At 66.1% G+C, this 17349-nt stretch carries 18 protein-coding genes; 2 read left to right on the forward strand and 16 right to left on the reverse strand.

All coding sequences use genetic code 11. The features are described from left to right. Positions 1-11: 11 nt before the first annotated feature. The 14 genes from ACUYV6_RS04850 to ACUYV6_RS04915 form a co-directional block, all read right to left on the reverse strand. The gene (locus ACUYV6_RS04850) at positions 12-494 is read right to left on the reverse strand and encodes a hypothetical protein (protein WP_449277512.1); all 483 of its coding nucleotides are present in this window, start codon (positions 492-494) and stop codon (positions 12-14) included. Between the two features lie 147 nt (positions 495-641). Further along, positions 642-1145, reverse strand: a complete 504-nt coding sequence (locus ACUYV6_RS04855) for a hypothetical protein (protein WP_449277513.1) — start codon at positions 1143-1145, stop codon at positions 642-644. 117 nt (positions 1146-1262) lie between these two features. Further along, complete coding sequence (locus tag ACUYV6_RS04860) at positions 1263-1832, reverse strand: hypothetical protein (protein WP_449277514.1); 570 nt, start codon at positions 1830-1832, stop codon at positions 1263-1265. 76 nt (positions 1833-1908) lie between these two features. Further along, a complete protein-coding gene (locus ACUYV6_RS04865; RefSeq protein WP_449277515.1) occupies positions 1909-2211 on the reverse strand; it encodes a hypothetical protein in 303 nt (100 codons plus the stop codon). A gap of 109 nt (positions 2212-2320) precedes the next feature. Then, positions 2321-3388 carry a bifunctional DNA-formamidopyrimidine glycosylase/DNA-(apurinic or apyrimidinic site) lyase gene (mutM, locus tag ACUYV6_RS04870; protein ID WP_449277516.1) on the reverse strand — a complete coding sequence of 356 codons (1068 nt, stop codon included), beginning with the start codon at positions 3386-3388 and terminating at the stop codon, positions 2321-2323. Positions 3389-3397: 9 nt separating this feature from the next. After that, positions 3398-4036, reverse strand: a complete 639-nt coding sequence (gene rnc / locus ACUYV6_RS04875) for a ribonuclease III (protein ID WP_449277564.1) — start codon at positions 4034-4036, stop codon at positions 3398-3400. Between the two features lie 128 nt (positions 4037-4164). After that, entirely contained in the window at positions 4165-4368 is a 204-nt protein-coding gene (gene rpmF / locus ACUYV6_RS04880; RefSeq protein WP_449277517.1) for a 50S ribosomal protein L32, read from the reverse strand. Between the two features lie 16 nt (positions 4369-4384). Further along, positions 4385-4933 (reverse strand): YceD family protein, encoded by a 549-nt coding sequence (locus tag ACUYV6_RS04885; protein ID WP_449277518.1) that lies wholly within the window; start codon positions 4931-4933, stop codon positions 4385-4387. Positions 4934-4978: 45 nt separating this feature from the next. Continuing rightward, complete coding sequence (coaD, locus tag ACUYV6_RS04890) at positions 4979-5461, reverse strand: pantetheine-phosphate adenylyltransferase (RefSeq protein ID WP_449277519.1); 483 nt, start codon at positions 5459-5461, stop codon at positions 4979-4981. A 10-nt stretch (positions 5462-5471) separates the two neighbouring features. Beyond that, the gene (locus ACUYV6_RS04895; protein ID WP_449277565.1) at positions 5472-6182 is read right to left on the reverse strand and encodes a response regulator transcription factor; all 711 of its coding nucleotides are present in this window, start codon (positions 6180-6182) and stop codon (positions 5472-5474) included. Positions 6183-6234: 52 nt separating this feature from the next. After that, complete coding sequence (locus ACUYV6_RS04900) at positions 6235-7611, reverse strand: sensor histidine kinase (protein WP_449277520.1); 1377 nt, start codon at positions 7609-7611, stop codon at positions 6235-6237. Positions 7612-7631: 20 nt separating this feature from the next. Further along, complete coding sequence (locus tag ACUYV6_RS04905) at positions 7632-8519, reverse strand: ABC transporter permease subunit (RefSeq protein ID WP_449277521.1); 888 nt, start codon at positions 8517-8519, stop codon at positions 7632-7634. A 65-nt stretch (positions 8520-8584) separates the two neighbouring features. Beyond that, the gene (locus ACUYV6_RS04910) at positions 8585-9526 is read right to left on the reverse strand and encodes an ATP-binding cassette domain-containing protein (RefSeq protein WP_449277522.1); all 942 of its coding nucleotides are present in this window, start codon (positions 9524-9526) and stop codon (positions 8585-8587) included. 119 nt (positions 9527-9645) lie between these two features. Next, complete coding sequence (locus tag ACUYV6_RS04915; protein WP_449277523.1) at positions 9646-11841, reverse strand: ATP-dependent DNA helicase RecG; 2196 nt, start codon at positions 11839-11841, stop codon at positions 9646-9648. 59 nt (positions 11842-11900) lie between these two features. Between ACUYV6_RS04915 and ACUYV6_RS04920 the strand changes: the two genes are divergently transcribed. Then, positions 11901-12599, forward strand: a complete 699-nt coding sequence (locus ACUYV6_RS04920; protein ID WP_449277524.1) for an RsmD family RNA methyltransferase — start codon at positions 11901-11903, stop codon at positions 12597-12599. 29 nt (positions 12600-12628) lie between these two features. Here the strand turns inward: ACUYV6_RS04920 and ACUYV6_RS04925 are convergent, their stop codons facing one another. Next, the gene (locus ACUYV6_RS04925) at positions 12629-14098 is read right to left on the reverse strand and encodes an NAD-dependent succinate-semialdehyde dehydrogenase (RefSeq protein WP_449277525.1); all 1470 of its coding nucleotides are present in this window, start codon (positions 14096-14098) and stop codon (positions 12629-12631) included. 20 nt (positions 14099-14118) lie between these two features. Then, positions 14119-15456, reverse strand: a complete 1338-nt coding sequence (gene gabT, locus ACUYV6_RS04930) for a 4-aminobutyrate--2-oxoglutarate transaminase (RefSeq protein WP_449277526.1) — start codon at positions 15454-15456, stop codon at positions 14119-14121. Between the two features lie 160 nt (positions 15457-15616). On the opposite strand from gabT, the gene ACUYV6_RS04935 reads away from it, so the two are divergent. Next, a complete protein-coding gene (locus tag ACUYV6_RS04935) occupies positions 15617-17338 on the forward strand; it encodes a PucR family transcriptional regulator (RefSeq protein ID WP_449277527.1) in 1722 nt (573 codons plus the stop codon). Positions 17339-17349: the final 11 nt, after the last annotated feature.

The raw sequence follows: 17349 nt of genomic DNA on the forward strand, positions 1-17349 counted from the left end.
ATAGCCCGACCTCAGCGGCCGTCGACGATCGACATGATTCCCGCAAAGGCGAAGAGGCCCGGTACGACGTAGAGAAATGCGAGGGTCGCGATCCAGCCGATCGCACCGACCACCCACCACCCGCCGGTGCGACGATCGCTCAGGTGGAGGCGGTTCCCGGAAGGGCCGATAGGCGGCGTCGGTTCAATGTAACTGCCGCCAGACTCTGCCAGTGCGGCACGAACCGATGCGATGGTTCGGGATCCGGTCTGCTCAGGGACCCGCTCGTCGCGATACCGGCTTCCACGAGTGACCAGCCTCGGTACGGCGTGTTCCAGAAGCGCGGCGATCGACGTCCACGCATCCGCTGAAGCGAAGTCCGCGACACCGGGAGCAAAGAACACGACGGTGTCATCGACGACTTCGACGCTGTACGCATCTGCGTGATCCGCCAGCGCAGCCATCACATCCGAAGTGAACACGAAGAGTGCGTCACGTTCGTACCCCGCGGGCACGTACAGACTGAACCACCGATCGAAGTCGCCCTCGAGCGAGAGCCTCTGGTGACATCGCACATGCACCGGAAGCCGCTTCGCGACCGCATCCGCACTTCTCGAATCGAGAATGAAGTGCGGCAAGGGAGCGCGCAGCCGCACCACCGCTTAGTGCCAATTGCCAGAGCTGCGCTTTCCGTGCACCAGGTTGCCGAACTCGACTCCCGGGGCTGAGAACCCGGGATAGAAGTAGCCCCGATCACCAACGGTGATGAGCGATGCGAATCGTGCACGGTGCGTCGGTCTCGGTTCGTAGCCGTTCGCCAGTGCGGTGAGGGTCTGCCGCCACTGCGAGAACTGTGAGCGGCGTGACGGCGGCCGCGCCGCGCACCGGTACAGCCACAGCGTGCCGCACACCCAGGCCACGAATATCACCGTGACCACGATGATGTCTCGGATGTCTACGGCCTCGATCTGATTGTGCTGGACGGTGTCGATGCGCACGCCGAGTGTCATCCATACGATGCAGAGATACCAGAGCATGAGGCAGTGGTTCACATGCACGAGTACTTGCCGCCGCGTCGGCACCCAGCTGGGCCGTGAATCTTTGCGCAGCCGTGCCATCGCTTCGGCCACTTCGCCCTCGGGTGCGCTCAGCCAACGCAGATCCACTCGTGCCGTCCCTTCCGATGCAGCGTCATCTCGACCACGCTCGGCCTGCACGGCTGCCAGCGCAGACAGATACTATCGCCGAAGACTCACCCAGCCCCGACGATTCGGCAGCCGCCTTCACGGGCCTCTGGTCAGGAGACCCACCGTGAACACCACAAGCGTCAGGCCCCACACTGGCCAGAAGATCATCTTCCCGCGTCGCGTCAGGGACCATATCGAAAGCCCGAACCCGATGCTGGCGCAGAGGAAAGCGGGAATCCCGAACAGGATCACGATCCAGAACATGCCATCAAGCGGACCACCGCACAGCGTATCCGCGGAACATGGGGCTCGAGCAGCAAAGTCCCAAACCGAGACGATCGCTGACACTACAGCTACGGCGACCACCGAGATGCTGCCAAATAGGAGCGACTGCGAGAACGGGAAGTAGCGAGTGAGTCGGGGTCCCAGCACAGACGCGAGGATCGAACACAGGGCTGGGAACGCGACAGCGAAAACAATGGGCAAGAACGAGTGCATCACTCGATGTCTGCCGTCCCCCGCATCAATCATGGCGATAAGCAGCAAGGCGATCATCCCCGTGAGAGAAACGCCGATCAGTACCCGCCAAGCCATGTGCCAGCGTGACGCGGTCTTCCACGGATGCCCGTCTGGAAGACCGGGTTGCACCTGATGCACATCGACCATTCTGCAACACTAGCGCTGCGGAACCCGGTCACCGCTTCCGCTGGCAGCGCGCACAGAACATGGCTCAAGCCGCTTTTCAATCTCCGCGTGACGGGCGACCACGCGTGAAGTCGACCGCCACCACGACCAGGCCCGTGATCACACCCGCTCCGAGTGACACGAGGGTCGGCAACAACATGATCCACACGGGCAAGGGCAGTTCCATGGGGCCGTCGAGTCTTTTGAACCACATGAACGTGAGAAGGTAAAAGCCGACCGCCACGGCGAAGAACGCGCCGAAGACTCGCAGGCCGCGCTTGCAAGCGGCATTGAGCCGCGAGGCCGCGCCGTGATCCGGCGGACGCTCGCCACTTTTCGGCACGCCCGCTCGCCTCACCATGCCTTCAGCCTAGCCGGGCCGTAGCGGTGTTGGATCGGTGCCTGCGCTCAGCCCGACCCAGATCTCCCCTCCGTGGCGTAAGCGCGCAAGCACGAGAACATCTACCTGGCTACGAAGACCGCTTCCGCTGGCAGCGTGCGCAGAAGTGGGAGGATCGCCCACCGATCATCATTCGGCGCAGCGGTTCCGCGCAACGATCACAGGGATCCCCGGTGCGCCCGTACGCGTGCAGTGAGTGCGCGAAGTACCCGGCTTCGCCGTTGACGTTCACGTATTGCTCGTCAAAACTCGTGCCGCCCTCTGCCAGCGCTTGCCCGAACACCTCGCGCACGCGCAGCAGCAGTTCCCGCGCCTTGCGCGGCCCGACGCCCAGGCCCGGGAGCTCGGGATGCAGGCGCGCCCGCCACAGCGCCTCATCGGCGTAGATGTTCCCCACCCCGCTGACCTGCCGTTGATCGAGCAGCACCGTCTTCACGGAGACGGTGCGCGAGCGCAGAGCAGCGGCGAATCGGGCATCATCGAATGCCGGATCCAGCGCATCTCGCGCGATGTGCCGGGCTTGCGCCGGGATCAGACTCGCAACGGATTCGCGTGACGAGAATGACGGCATAGCGCCGCGGGCGGTCTCTGCGGTCAGCATCTCGAGTCCGCCCCAGCCGCCGGGAGCGCCGTCGTCAGTCGGAATCAGCTCATCGATCGCGAGCGAGCCGAACAGGCGTTGATCGGCGAAGTCAATACGCAGCTCACGATGGATCGGGTGCTCGATCCACAGGCGAACTCGTACGTGCCGGTCATCCGGCGCCTCGTGGCTGCGCAACAGCATCTGGCCGCTCATGCCCAGGTGCGCGAGCAGCGCCGACGGAGCCCCAAACTGCGTTCCAATCGCGATTCCAGATTCCGGCGCTGCCTGGTCTATCGGCACCCACATGAATTTTCCGCGCCGCACGGGGGTACCGAGTACCGCGCCGGTGAGGCGGCGCTCGAAGTCGCCGGCACGTTCGCGACCGGCCTCCGGGCTCAGCGTGACTCCGTGCCCTCCCGCGAACGCACTGCCGTCGCGCGGCTCATGCCGTTTCAGGGCGCGCGGGTCACGCACCTCGACGGCGACGACACGCGCACCGGTCAGCGCTGGGGCGAGCCCGGCGCGAACCACCTCGACTTCCGGAAGTTCAGGCATATCCGGGGCTCAGGCCCGTAGCTGCTGTACGGCATCGCGCGCGGCGGAGGCCTCGGCAAGCTTCTTGCTCCGTGCGGTGCCGCGCCCCGTCACCCCGGCGAGCGTGACGACTGCGGTGTAGCTGCGGTCGTGGTCTGGCCCGGATCCGGTGACGTCGTACGGCGGATACTCGAGGCCGCGCGCGACGGCTTCTTCCTGAAGCGAGGTCTTCGGGTCGAGCGCGAGCGCGAAGCTCTCGAGATCGCCCCAGAGCGGTTCGATGAGCGCGAGCACGAAATCGTTCGCGATGGCTGGCCCGGATGACAGGTAGACAGCGCCGATCAACGCCTCGACGGCGTCTGCGAGTATCGACTCCTTGTCGCGGCCGCCGGACTTCTCCTCGCCCTTACCGAGACGCACTTCGGGGCCGACCCCGATACGACGTGCGACTGACGCCAGTGCGACTGACGAGACGAGCGATGCCCGACGACGCGAGAGTTCGCCTTCGCTGAGGTCGGGGTACTCGCGGTAGAGCTTGTCCGTGACCGCGAGCCCGAGAATCGAGTCGCCGAGAAACTCGAGTCGCTCGTTATAGGGGGCGTTGCCGTGCTCGAACGCCCACGACCTATGGGTGAGGGCGAGTTCGAGCAGTTCAGGATCGATCTGCACCCCGAATGGTGCGAGAAAGCCGCCGGGCTCGCTCTGCGCGACGCCCGACGGCTGTACATCGTGCTCAGTCAATGATGATGACTTTCAGCTGGTGTGCGACCACGCCTTTCGGCTGTCGCGCGATCAACTCAGATGTCTGCGACCTTGCGGCCCTTGTACTCGAGGAAGAGCGGGGTGCCGGTCGAGTCCTCGACCACGCGAGCGCGGTGCGGAAGGCTGTAGACGGTACGGCCGTTCTCGACGGTCTTCACCAGCTTGGGAGCCTCGGCCTTCCAGGCCGAACGGCGGTGACGGGTGTTCGAGCGCGACATCTTCCGCTTGGGAACAGCCATGGTTCTCTCCTAGTTGCTACTTCGACTCGGGCGAATTGCCTGAGCCACGTTCTGGGTCAGCCTGAAACTCGGCGAGCGCCGCCCACCGGGCATCGATGGGCGCATCGGTCTTCGCCTCAACCTCAGCATCGCGCAGCTCACCGGACTCGGGGTCGAGCCCCGGGCAGTCCGGGCGACACACAGGCTGAAACGGCAGTGCAAGCACTGCCGCGTCTCGGAGCGGGGGTTCAAGATCCACGTGATCACCGTGAACCCCGTACTCGTCGGCCTCCGAAGGAGTATACGCGAAAAGTTCTTGGAACTCGACTTCGAACGGCGTGGCGAACGAAGTGAGGCAGCGACCGCACTCGGCGTGCATCGTGGTGGACGCCTGTACGGAGGCCAGGATGCCCTCGTGCACGGACTCCAGTCGTACGTCGAGGTCGAGCGACTCTCCCTCGGGTACGGATGCCAAGGACTCACCCAGGCGTTCCGGCACAACGATCGTGCGCCGGCGCTCCCGCATCTCCCCGGGGCGGTTGAGAATGTCGCGGATGTTCTCGCGGTAAGGGCTCTGACTCGTCACCCGTTCAGGGTACCGGATGGCGAAGCGGTGCGGCCGTGGGGGGACTCAGCCGCCCATGAACCGCGCCACGGCGACGGGAACATAAGGGGCAATGTCTCCGCCGAGCGATGCGACCTGTCGCACGAGCGTCGATGAGACATGTGCGTGGGCAGGATCGGGCAGCATGAACACCGTCTCGACGCCGGCGAGGTTGCGGTTCACGATTGCCATGGGCGTCTCGTAGGCGACATCGACCTGCGACCGGATCCCCTTCACCAGCGCGGAGGCGCCGACGTTCGTGCAGTAGTCGACGAGCAACCCATCGGCCCACGATGCCACCGTGATGTTGCTGGGCACGTCGGGCAGGGCGTCAATGGCCTCCCGAATCAACGCAGCGCGATCCTCAATTGAAAGCAGCGCCGTCTTGCCTGGGTTGTGGACGACGAGCACGTGCAGCTCATCGAAGATTCCCGCAGCGCGGCGGATCACATCGATGTGTCCGAGTGTGACGGGGTCGAAGGACCCGGGAACGACGGCGATCCTGCTCATGCCCTTCACTTTACAGTCCGTGCTGCTTCGCGAAGATCACCGCATGCACCCGGTCTCGCAGTTGCAGCTTCGCAAGCACCCGCCCGACATGGGTCTTCACGGTCGATTCAGACAGAAACAGCTCCTCGCTGATCTCCGCATTATTCCGCCCTGCGGCAATGAGGCGCAGCACATCGAGCTCGCGCTCGGTCAGTGCGTCAAAAGCCGCGGCATCGGGGGCCGGCGCCGGGGACCTCTGCTCGGTCGCGGCCGCGGCACCCGGTGAAGACGCGGGTGCCGGATCGCCGGAGGTTTCGGCGAGGCGTGCGATGAGGCGCCGGGTCACGCTCGGGGCCATCACCGCGTCACCCGCCGCGACGCTCTCGAGGGCCTCGACGAGCTCGGAAGGACGCGCGTCTTTGAGGAGGAAACCACTCGCCCCGGCACGAATGGCCTCCGTCGCGTATTCGTCGAGATCGAATGTGGTGAGTACGAGCACCCGCACCTCCGGAAACCTGCGCACGATCTCGGCGGTCGCCTCGATCCCGTTCATACCGGGCATGCGCACATCCATCAGCACGATGTCACAGGCGGCACCCTCGCTCCCGAGACGTTCGAGCTCGGAAAGTGCACTCGCGCCGTCGGCGGCCTCGGCCACCACCTCGATGCCCGACTCGGCGAGAAGCACGAGTCGGAACCCCGTGCGGATCAGCTCTTGATCATCGACGAGCATCACCCGCATCACTGTTCCCTGATCCTCTGCAGTATCGCTCACCGCGTACCTCCTCGTCCCATCATGCGCCACTCCCGCTCGCGCTCCCACTCGCATCACCACTCACCGGTAGGGCGGCCCGGAGAATCCACCCCTGGCCTCCCGCATCAGACCCGGCCTGGAGTTCTCCGTCGAACATGCGGACCCGCTCACGAAGGCCGGCGATCCCCTGCCCCGAACCCAAACCGGAACGCGGCGCATCAGAACCTGCTGGTGGCCCGGAATCTCTCACTTCGACCTCAGTGCGATCGGGGTGACGGCCGATCGTGACGACGGCCTGTGATCCCTGCCCTGCATACCGCAGCGCGTTCGTCAGTGCCTCCTGCACGATTCGGTACACGGCAAGATCCTGCCCCCGGTCCCCGGAAGCCTCACCGTGCACCTCGAGTTCGACCGTCAGGCCCGCCTCACGAAAACCTGCGACGAGCTTCGGCAGATCCTCGACTCCCGGCTGCGGAGCCAGCTCCACTGCCTCACCGGACTGATCGTTCAGCGCCCCGAGCATGCGACGCATCTCGGCGAGCGCCGTCCGTCCGGTCTCAGCGCTGCGCGACATGGCGTCGGCGGCCGCCTCCGGAGCGACGGATGCGGTGCGGGCCGCCCCTTCGGAGAGCGCGATCATCACCGAGACGGAGTGCGAAACGATGTCATGCATCTCACGCGCAATGCGGGAGCGTTCTTCAGCGACCGCGAGGCGCGCCAGCTGGTCACGTTCACGCGCCAGCTGATTCGCACGGTCGATCACCGCCTCAAGATATCTGCGCCGATTCCCGAGGTTGATGCCCAGGAGCAGGATCGCGAGATACCAGACCGCCGTCATCGCGGAGAGGAGGATCGTCTCGGCGAGGTCGAAGGTCGGATCAGTACCTGCCGCCAAGACGGCTGCCGGAGGCAGCTCGCCGGCCCTTCCCTCCGTCAGCGCACTCGCCAGAGTCGCCGCGATACTGCCGACGACCGCGATGCCGTACCCGATCCAGCCCGCGGCCACACTGCGGAACACCGGCACGGCGTAGATCATGAAGAACAGCACCACACTCGTGGCGAGGCCCTGGATGCCGTGGTCCACGAACTGTGCGAGCGTCACGACGACCAGACCCGCGAGTGGGTATCGGCGCCGCAAGAAGAGGGCGGTCGCGACCACCGCGACACGCACGACCGCGATCGGCCACCATGGCCAAGCGAGATAGGACGGAACGCCGAACCAGCTCGTCGGATCCATGTTCCCGATCGGCGCTGCGACGCTGATGGCGTCCAGCGAACTTCCGATGACGCAGCCGATCACGTACCAGACGACGATCCACACATCGACTGCGGTGGGGTGGGCGGCCATGGCCCGACGCAGAACGCCAGGCGGGCGGGGCAGTCTGGCTTCGGCCGCACCGCCCCGCTCGTCTGTCATGGCACCCACCCTAGAGGGTGTTACTTCGCGTCGCGGCGTTTGAATATGATGGCCGCTGGAATCACTGCGATCGTGGCCCATGCGGTCATTGCTCCGAGTGCACCCCAGTAGCCGGGAGCGCCGTGCATCGGGGCAACCGCATCATCAGCGGGCAACCCCGAGCCGAGGGTGCTGCCGAGGTCGGCGGGCAGGTACGAGGCGACAACCGGCACCCACTCCCAGTTCGACATCATGAGCATCTGGAAGGCGATCGGCAGCACGAAAGTGATGCCCGCGATCACCGCGATGCCCCCTGCTGTCGAGCGAAGCATCGCGGCGACCCCGAAAGCGAGCATCGTGATGAGCACGAGGTAGGCAACCGCGCCGAGCGCACCGGAGACGACACTCGGGCTTGCGATCTCCTCGAGGGACTCCGGCATGAAGCCCACGGCGATCGCGAGACCGCCCGCCACAATGACAATCGCAGTGATTGCGGCGATGGCTGCCGTGACGAGCGCCTTCGCGACATACACGGGAGTGCGCGCCGGCACCGCAGCGAGCGTCGAGAGGATCATTCCGCTCGAGTACTCACTCGCGACAGCGAAGACACCGAGCACACCGAAGATCAGGGCGAGGAACGGAGCCGCGAAGGCCGAGACCGTGACGAGGTAGGACTGGTAGCCGAGAGCGGCCTCGGCCCCGCCGGTGCCACCGCTCACCTGGTCGACGAGTACGAGGGCCATGAGCGCGCTGAGCCCGAGCCCCGCGAGGATGGTGATGATCAGGGTGATTCGGATGCTCCTCAGCGAGCTGAGCTTGATGCGCTCGGAGCGTAGCACTCCCCCGAAGCTGAGGTGAGCAGGGCTCCGCGGGGCGGAGCGTTTGACGGCTGAAGCGGGTTCGGCTATGGACGGTGCAATGGTGGTCATGAGATTCTCCTGGGTAACAGAAATCGGATGGTGGCCGTGACGCGTGCGACACGCATCACTCGGGATTAGACCGACGCGTACTCGAGCTGGTCGCGAGTAAGCGCAAGGTAGGCGTCTTCCAGCGACCCGGACACCGGGGTGAGCTCATGGAGCTCGATGCCGTGCTGAGCGGCGGCGCGGCCGATGTCCGCAGCTCCGAGTCCGTGCGCGGTGAAGCCGTGCTCCCCCAGCGGTTCGAGCGTCGCGGCGGGACGAGCTGCGCCTCCACTCGCTTCGCCCTGGAGTGCAGTGTCATCCATGAGGATCGCCGCGAGTCTGGCAGCCTCGGGAGCACGCACAGTTACCCTGGCCCCGCCACCTGCGAGCAGCTCGCCGATGGGCGCATCGGCGACGACACGCCCACGGCCGAGCACGATCACGTGGTCAGCAGTCTGCGACATCTCGCTCATGAGGTGACTCGAAAGCAGCACCGTGCGTCCCTCGCCCGCGAGCTGACGCAGAAGGTTCCTCACCCACAGCACACCGTCAGGATCGAGCCCGTTGACCGGCTCATCGAGAATCAGTGTCTGCGGGTCTCCGAGCAACGCGGCCGCGATGCCCAGACGCTGCCCCATGCCGAGGGAGAAACCCCCGACCCGCTTGTGAGCAACAGCCGAGAGCCCTGTGGTCTCCAGGACCTCGTGCACTCGACGATCCGAGATGCCGTGGGTCGCGGCCAATGCCTGCAGGTGACTGCGCGCGCTGCGCCCTGGATGCACCCCCTTCGCGTCGAGGAGCGCGCCGACCTCGGCGAGCGGAGCGGGTGAATCGGCGTACCGGCGCCCGTTCACGGTCACGTCCCCCGCGGTCGGGCGATCCAGCCCCACCATCAGACGCATGCTGGTCGACTTCCCCGCTCCATTCGGGCCGAGAAATCCGGTGACCTGGCCCGGCTTGATGTGGAAGCTGATGTCGTCGACGGCGGTCTTGGCGCCGTACTGCTTGGTCAGGCCCCGTGCCTCGATCATGATGTCTCCTTCGCGTAGTGGTTCGATGCGTCTGGTGCATCGTCGGTACCACGCTACGGAGGCGCTTCGCTCGTGGGATCACCCGCCGGTACCGGGCACGTAGTACCTCGGTACCGTCATTAAGACTTCGCGAGATTGTCGAGCACGCCGATCGCCTGCTCCATCACCAGCAGGGCTGCGAGGCCCGGGGCGCTCACGAGTTCGGGATCGCGATCGAGCAGGTCGCCCGCAACCGTGCGGGCATGCTCGATGAGTTCTCCGTGCTCGGCGACGCGCAGCAATCGCAGTGTCGATCTCCCTCCGGACTGCGCGGTGCCGAGGATGTCTCCCTCACGACGGAGCTCGAGGTCGGTTTCGGCGAGCACAAAGCCATCGCCCGTCGCCGCGACCGCCTCGATGCGCTCCCGGGCGAGGCTGCCGGACTCGGCGGCAGTCATGAGCAGGCACAGGCCCGCGTGCTCGCCGCGACCGACACGACCGCGCAGCTGATGCAACTGGGAGATTCCGAAGCGATCAGCATCGCGGACGATCATGATGGAGGCGTTCGGCACGTTCACGCCGACCTCGATGACGGTGGTCGCGACCAGCATGTCGATGTCTCCGTCCGCGAACGCGGTCATCACCCGGTCCTTCTCCGCGGGCGGCATGGCACCGTGCAGCGCTTCGATCGTTACGCCAGCGAACTCGGGCCGGGCACGCAACTCGGCAACAGTGTCTACGACGTTCGCGAGCGGGCGCTGATCGCCGGCCTCCGCCCGACCCACCGTTTCGGCTTCCTCCGGCTCCGGTTCACCCGCCTCCCGGCGCGTCGCGTCGATCGCGGGACACACCACGTACACCTGGCGACCGGCCGCGATGTCTTCACCCGCCCGCGCCCACACGCGTTCAGCCCGCTTCGGCATCTCGACTTCGGGCACCGAAAACGTCTCGATGCCCTGCCGACCGGCAGGGAGCTCGCGGATCGTGGTGACCTCGAGGTCGCCGAAGGCGGTCAGCGCAACAGTGCGAGGGATCGGTGTGGCCGTCATCGCCAGCACGTGCGGCTCATCGCCCTTCCGCCGGAGTGCTTCGCGCTGATCGACACCGAATCGGTGCTGTTCGTCGATGATCACGAACCCGAGGTCGTAGAACGAGACGTCGTCGCTGAACAGCGCATGCGTGCCCAGCGCGATGCGCGACGACCCCGAGGCGAGTGACAGCAACGCTCGCTTGCGCTCGGAGACCGGCATCTTCCCGGTGAGCAGCACCGGATTCAGGTCGGCCGTGAGCTGCGGGCCGAGTGCCTCCACGACCGAGCGGAAGTGCTGAGCCGCGAGCACCTCGGTAGGGGCGAGCAGCGCGCTCTGCCCCCCGGAGTCTGCCACCTGCAGCATCGCCCGTAGCGCGACCAGGGTCTTGCCGGAACCGACCTCACCCTGCAGCAGACGGTGCATGGGGTGGCCGGCAGAGAGCTCCGCTTCGATGGTGGCCCCCGCGCGGCGCTGATCACCCGTGAGGTCGAACGGCAGCGCCTCGTCGAAGCGGGCAACGAGCGAGCCACCGGCGGGGCGCGGAGTCGTTGCGGCAAGCCCCGCCCGACGGCGGCGGTCGAGCAGCGCGAGCTGCAATTCGAATGCCTCGCGAAAGCGCAGGCTGCGCCGTGCCTCGCGATAGTCGGCCTCACGTTTGGGTCGGTGCACGAGGTCGAAGGCAAGGCCCAATGGCACGATGCCCTCGGCACGCCGGAGCTCTTCGGGGAGCGGATCGTCGACCTGCCCGAGCTGGTCGAGCACGACTCCCATCGTCTTCTGGATCGTCCAGCTCGGCAACTGCGCGGTCGCAGGGTAAATCGGCACGGGCGTTTCCGCCCAAGCCATGGCCGCGGCAGCGTCGAGCCGATCGCCGCCGGGCGGCCCGTCGCTGTCCGAGAACAGCTCGTATTCTGGATGCTGCAGCTGGAAGGCCCCGCGGTACTCGCTCACCTTCCCGGCGAATATCCCTCGACGGCCGGACTGCAGCTCGTTCGCCCGCCAAGGCTGGTTGAAGAACGTGAGCGTCAGCGTGCCGTCGCCGTCGGTGATGCGCACTTCGAGGATGCTGCCCCGGCGGCGCTGCATCTGCCGCTGCCGCACGTCGAGCACCTGCGCTATGACCGTGATCTGCTCGCCGAGCGGCAAGCCCATGAGCGGAGTCAGGTCACCGCGCCGGGAGTAGCGGCGGGGCAGGTGCATGAGCAACTGGCCGACCGTGTGCACCTCGAACGCACGGGCGAACGGCTTCGCAGTGCGCGCGCCGACGACGCCGTCGAGGCGGGCGTCGAGCGTGACTGCGGTCATGCGATCCAGGGTATCGGTGAGCACTGACACCGACCGCGTAGACGCGCTACCCTCGTCGGGTGACGAGAATCATCGCAGGCGCCGCCGGGTCCCTACGCCTCGAGGTACCGAAGTCCGGCACCCGCCCCACGAGCGACCGCGTGCGGGAGGCGATCTTCTCCGCACTCGAGTCCTGGGGCCTGCTCGACGGGTCTCGGGTACTCGACCTCTATGCCGGGTCCGGCGCGCTCGGCCTGGAGGCCGCGAGTCGCGGCGCCGCAGAGGTTGTGCTCATCGAACGGCACGCGCAAGCCGCACAGGTCGCGCAGCGCAACACGCGCACCGTGCTCGGCGCGTTCACACGCGGCTCAAGTGGAAGCAGCGGCCCCGCCCCGCGCATCGAAGTCGTGCGGCAGTCCGTGCAGGGGTATCTGGACGGAAATGCCTCAGTCGATCGCTCTCGCGGACAGGTGCAACGCGACCCCGGCGTCGCACACTGGGATGTCGTATTGCTCGACCCGCCCTACGATCTCGGCGAGGTCGAACTCACTGCAAACCTCGCGGCCATCGTGCCGTTGCTCGGCGAAGGTGCGGTCGTACTCGTCGAACGCAGCAGCCGCTCCCCCGAACCCGCACTGCCAGCGGGCCTCGTTCCGCTCCGCTCGAAACGCTACGGAGAGACGGCGCTCTGGTGGTACGAGCCCAGTCCGAACACGGGCGAGCCCAACCCGAACACGGGCGAGCCCACCCCGAACACGGACGAGGCCGGCCCCGAGTAGGGAACCGGCCTCGCCGAAGATCTGCGGCTCTAGTTGCGCGGCAGCAGAGTGTACTTCTTCGAGAGGAACTCCTGGATGCCTTCGGCTCCGCCCTCACGGCCGAGACCCGACTGCTTCACGCCTCCGAACGGTGCCGCCGCATTCGAGACGAGGCCGGTGTTGAGCCCCATCATGCCGCTTTCGAGCTTCTCGATCATCCGCTGGCCACGGTGGATGTTCTCGGTGAACACGTAGCTGATGAGACCGTACTCGGTGTTGTTCGCGATCTCGACGGCTTCTTCTTCCGTGGAGAATCGGATGATGCCGAGCACCGGCCCGAAGATCTCCTCGCGCATGATCGCCGACTGCGGGCTGAGCTTGTCGACGACGGTGGGCTGGAAGAAATGGCCTGGTCCGTCGATCGCCTGACCACCGGTCACGACCTCCGCGCCGTTCTCGACGGCGTCGGCGACGAGCCGTGCGGAGTTCTCGACGGCGTTCGCATCGACGAGCGCTCCGATGTCGTAGCCTTCCTCAGCGCCGCGGCCAATCGTGAACTCGGCAACCTTCTCACCGACACGTCGTGCGAACTCATCGGCAACCGACTCGTGCACGATGATGCGGTTCGCCGCGGTGCAGGCCTGACCGATGTTCCGGTACTTCGCGAGCAGTGCCCCCTCGACGGCGCGGTCGAGATCCGCATCCTCGAAGACGATGAACGGCGCATTGCCGCCGAGCTCCATCGAGGTGCGCAGCACGTTCTGCGCCGCCGCCTCCAGCAGCTTGACGCCGACCGGGGTCGACCCGGTGAACGAGAGCTTGCGCAGGCGGGTGTCCGAGAGCAGCGCGCTCGACTGAGCGCTCGACTTCGAGGTCGGCACCACATTGACGACGCCCTTCGGCAGCCCGGCCTCCTCGAGCAGCTGCACGAAGAAGATCGTGGTGAGCGGCGTCAGCGCGGCAGGCTTGATGACGACGGTGCAGCCGGCGGCGAGAGCCGGAGCAATCTTACGAGTCGCCATCGCAAGGGGGAAGTTCCACGGCGTGATGAAGTAGCACGGCCCGACAGGCAGGTGCGACACGACGATGTTGCCGGTACCCTCCGGATTCTGACGGTAGTCGCCGTGCACGCGGACGGCCTCTTCCGAGAACCAGCGCAAGAACTCGCCGCCGTAACCGACCTCACCGCGCGCCTCGGCGATGGGCTTGCCCATCTCCATGCTCATGAGCAGCGCGAACTCTTCCTTGCGCTCCATGAGCAGGTCGAACGCACGGCGCAGGATGTTGGAGCGCTCGCGCGACGAGGTCGCCGCCCAGGAGTCCTGTGCCTCGACTGCTGCATCGAGTGCGCGCACCGCGTCCTCGACGGTCGCATCCGCGATCGACTTGATGACCTCACCTGTCGCGGGATCCTGCACATCGAAGGTGGCGCCAGTCGCCGAAGCCTGCCACTCCCCTCCGATGCCGAGGCCGCTCTGCACGCGGTCGAGCAGATCCTGCTCATTCTGCTTCAGTGCCATGATCAATGTTCCTTTCGGGATCAGTTCGACGAGATCGCCTCGACGACGACCCGCAGTCCGTCGCGCAGCAGCTCATCAGAGATGGTGAGCGCGGGCAGGAAGCGGATCACATTGCCGTAGGTGCCGCAGGTGAGCACGAGTACGCCCTGCTCGGCACAGGCCTTTGCCACAGCCGAAGTCAGCGCGGCGTTCGGCTGCTTCGAACCCGACTCGACGAGCTCGATCGCCATCATAGCGCCGCGGCCTCGGATGTCGCCGATGCGATCGTCCGTCTTCTGCAGCTCGGTGAATACCTCTGTGATGGTCGACTGGATGTCACGAGCGCGCTCGAGCAGGTTGTCGGCCTGGTAGGTCTCGATGGTCGCGAGTGCTGCGGCGCATGCAATCGGGCTGCCCGTGTAGGTGCCACCCAGTCCGCCGGAGTGCGCGGAGTCCATGATCTCGGCGCGACCCGTGACCGCCGACAGCGGGAGACCGCCCGCGATGCCCTTGGCAGTCGTCACGAGGTCGGGAACGACGCCCTCGTTCTCGGCAGCGAACATCTGGCCGGTGCGCGCGAAGCCCGTCTGCACCTCATCGAGGATGAAGACGACATCGTTGGCCGCCGCCCACTCCTGCAGCGCGGGGAGGAAACCTTCTGCCGGCGCGATGAATCCGCCCTCGCCCTGGATCGGCTCGATGATGATCGCCGCGAGATTCGCTGCCCCCACCTGCTTCTCAATCTGCGACAGCGCGACCTCGGCGGCTTCTGCACCGCTCAAGCCATCGCGGAACGGGTACGAGGTGGGAACCCGGTAGACCTCGGGTGCGAACGGGCCGAAGCCATCCTTGTACGGCATGTTCTTCGCGGTCATGCCCATCGTAAGGTTGGTGCGGCCGTGGTACGCGTGATCGAACACCGCGATGCCGTTCTTCTTCGTGAAGTGGCGTGCGATCTTGATCGCGTTCTCGACAGCCTCGGCGCCCGAGTTGAACAGCGCAGAACGCTTCTCGAAATCGCCGGGGGTGAGTTCGTTGAGCTTCTCGGCGACCGCGATGTACCCCTCGTACGGGGTCACTGTGAAGCAGGTGTGCGTGAACTGCGCGACCTGCTGCTGCACGGCCTCGACGACGCGCGGAGCCGAGTTACCCACGCCGGTGACTGCGATGCCCGAACCGAGGTCGATGAGCGAGTTGCCATCGGCGTCGATCAGTACGCCATTGCCGCCTGCCACCACCGAGATCGGGAGTGCGGCACCGACGCCCGCTGCGACCGCAGCGTTCTTGCGCGCGATGATCTCCTGGGACTTCGGGCCCGGGATGCTGGTGACGAGCTTGCGCTCCTGAGGCAGCGAAGGGCCGCCGATGATCTCGGTCATGCGTCTCTCCTTGACGTGGGTTGCACCGCGGAATCGCGGTTTCGGATACGTGTTCACCCTAACTCTGTCCACCTCAAGCACACTGTGCCAGACTGGTGAAAGGCAGGATAAACATTCGCCAGACTGGCACAGCGCGTTGGTCGAAGAAGGGTACACATGCATGGCACAGGATCAGATCGTTCCATTCCCAGTCCACGGCGCCAGCACTGAACACGACCCCGCCGCCGAGATCGGCTCCGAACTCGCCACTGCGCCCGGCCCAGGGCCCGCACCGACACGGCCGGAGCCGACAGTGCCGGGACAACATCCCACTATCGAGCTGGGTTCGTTGCTCCGCGAGTACCACCTGGGGCTCGTACTCGTGGCCGGCCTGGCCGACGACGTCGCCGAACGCCCGGTGCGCTGGGTCCACGTCAGCGAGCTCGAAGATCCGACTCCGTTTCTCACGCCACGTACTGTGCTGTTGACGAGCGGCGTACGCCTTGCTTGGGAGGACACGCAGGAGACCTTCGACACCTACGTGCAACGACTCGTCGACGCGGGCACAACAGCGCTGGGCATCGCCATCGGACTGCAGTGGGAGCGCGTGCCGCAGCAGCTGATCTCGGCCTGCGACCGACTCGGTCTCCCCCTCTTCCGCGTCTCGTACGACACGTCGTTCATCTCGATCGTTCAGACGGCGGCGAGACTGATCGATGCCCTGGTCCACGCCCGCGACGCCTGGTCGCTTGCGTCGCAACGCGCAGTGACCAACGCGTCGCTGCAGCACGGCGGTCTGGCGGCCGCCCTCCGTGAAGCAGCGCACCGGCTCGGCCGATGGGTGGCGGTGACCGACCGATCCGGCAGGATCATCGAGATCGAGCCGAACTCAGCCCGTGGCACGGTCGGCGCAGATCGAGTTCGCCGGGAAGCCAGGCGACTGATCGAGCGCGGCGCGCGTTCGGGGCGGATTGGTGCGCGAACGACGGCCAGCAGGACGCCCAGCGACACACCTACGAGCAGCACTGCAGAGGATGCCTCGGGTCTGCAGATGCATGTCCTTGGTCGGCACGGACAGATCCTCGGCGTACTCGTCGTCGAGGATGCCGGCACACCTGACAACGCCGAACGCCTCCTGCTCGGCCTGCTGACCGCACTCGCGACAGTACAGCTCGAGCACCGCACCGGCATCGCTGATTCCGAGGCCGCGCTGCGCTCGGCAGTGCTTCGATTGCTGCTCGCCGGCGAGACCGATCTCGCTCATGACGTGTCGATCGGTGTACTCGAGCGCCTCCCCACGAATCCGCTCGTCGCGGCCCGGTACGATCCGACATCCGATCCGCTCTTCGGAGAGGACCTCCATTCTTTCGAGGCCGGAAGCACGGGGCTCATCGTTGCGACACTCGACGACCGACCCGTCATTGTCGGCGAAGCCAGAAACATACCAACGATCCAACGCATCATGCAGAACCATGGAGTGCCGATGGGCATCTCCGAGCGTGGCGGGATGGGCAGGCTCGCAGAGCTGCTCGAACAGGCGGATCGAGCGCTGGATCACGCCCGGAAGTCAGAGCATGCAACGACCGTGCACTATGCACCTGCATTGCACGACGGAGTCCTTCGTCTCCTTGACGACCTTCCCCAGGCCCGACGCCGCGCAGAGGGGCTGCTGGCCCCCTTGACCCAGCATGATCTACGGCACGACGATCGCATCGAAGAGAGCGTACGTGCGTGGCTCGCGCATCATGGCCAGCTTTCACCGGCAGCAACCGAGATCGGCGTACACCGACACACCCTGAAGTCCCGGATCCGCACCGCCGGCGCACTGCTGCAGCGCGACCTCGACTCCCCCGATGCGCGCGCCGAGTTGTGGGCGGCGCTCCGACTCACGGATCGCGTCTGAGACCGCCGTCC

This window comes from Leucobacter sp. GX24907, from assembly GCF_053567335.1.

Coding starts and splice junctions, on each gene's coding strand:
- ACUYV6_RS04860 (WP_449277514.1), bottom strand. CDS start 1,832: ATGGTCGATGTGCATCAGGTGCAACCCGGTCTTCCAGACGGGCATCCG.
- ACUYV6_RS04865 (WP_449277515.1), bottom strand. CDS start 2,211: ATGGTGAGGCGAGCGGGCGTGCCGAAAAGTGGCGAGCGTCCGCCGGAT.
- mutM (WP_449277516.1), bottom strand. CDS start 3,388: ATGCCTGAACTTCCGGAAGTCGAGGTGGTTCGCGCCGGGCTCGCCCCA.
- rpmF (WP_449277517.1), bottom strand. CDS start 4,368: ATGGCTGTTCCCAAGCGGAAGATGTCGCGCTCGAACACCCGTCACCGC.
- coaD (WP_449277519.1), bottom strand. CDS start 5,461: ATGAGCAGGATCGCCGTCGTTCCCGGGTCCTTCGACCCCGTCACACTC.
- ACUYV6_RS04895 (WP_449277565.1), bottom strand. CDS start 6,182: ATGCGGGTGATGCTCGTCGATGATCAAGAGCTGATCCGCACGGGGTTC.
- ACUYV6_RS04900 (WP_449277520.1), bottom strand. CDS start 7,611: ATGACAGACGAGCGGGGCGGTGCGGCCGAAGCCAGACTGCCCCGCCCG.
- ACUYV6_RS04905 (WP_449277521.1), bottom strand. CDS start 8,519: ATGACCACCATTGCACCGTCCATAGCCGAACCCGCTTCAGCCGTCAAA.
- ACUYV6_RS04910 (WP_449277522.1), bottom strand. CDS start 9,526: ATGATCGAGGCACGGGGCCTGACCAAGCAGTACGGCGCCAAGACCGCC.
- ACUYV6_RS04915 (WP_449277523.1), bottom strand. CDS start 11,841: ATGACCGCAGTCACGCTCGACGCCCGCCTCGACGGCGTCGTCGGCGCG.
- ACUYV6_RS04925 (WP_449277525.1), bottom strand. CDS start 14,098: ATGGCACTGAAGCAGAATGAGCAGGATCTGCTCGACCGCGTGCAGAGC.
- gabT (WP_449277526.1), bottom strand. CDS start 15,456: ATGACCGAGATCATCGGCGGCCCTTCGCTGCCTCAGGAGCGCAAGCTC.
- ACUYV6_RS04935 (WP_449277527.1), top strand. CDS start 15,617: ATGGCACAGGATCAGATCGTTCCATTCCCAGTCCACGGCGCCAGCACT.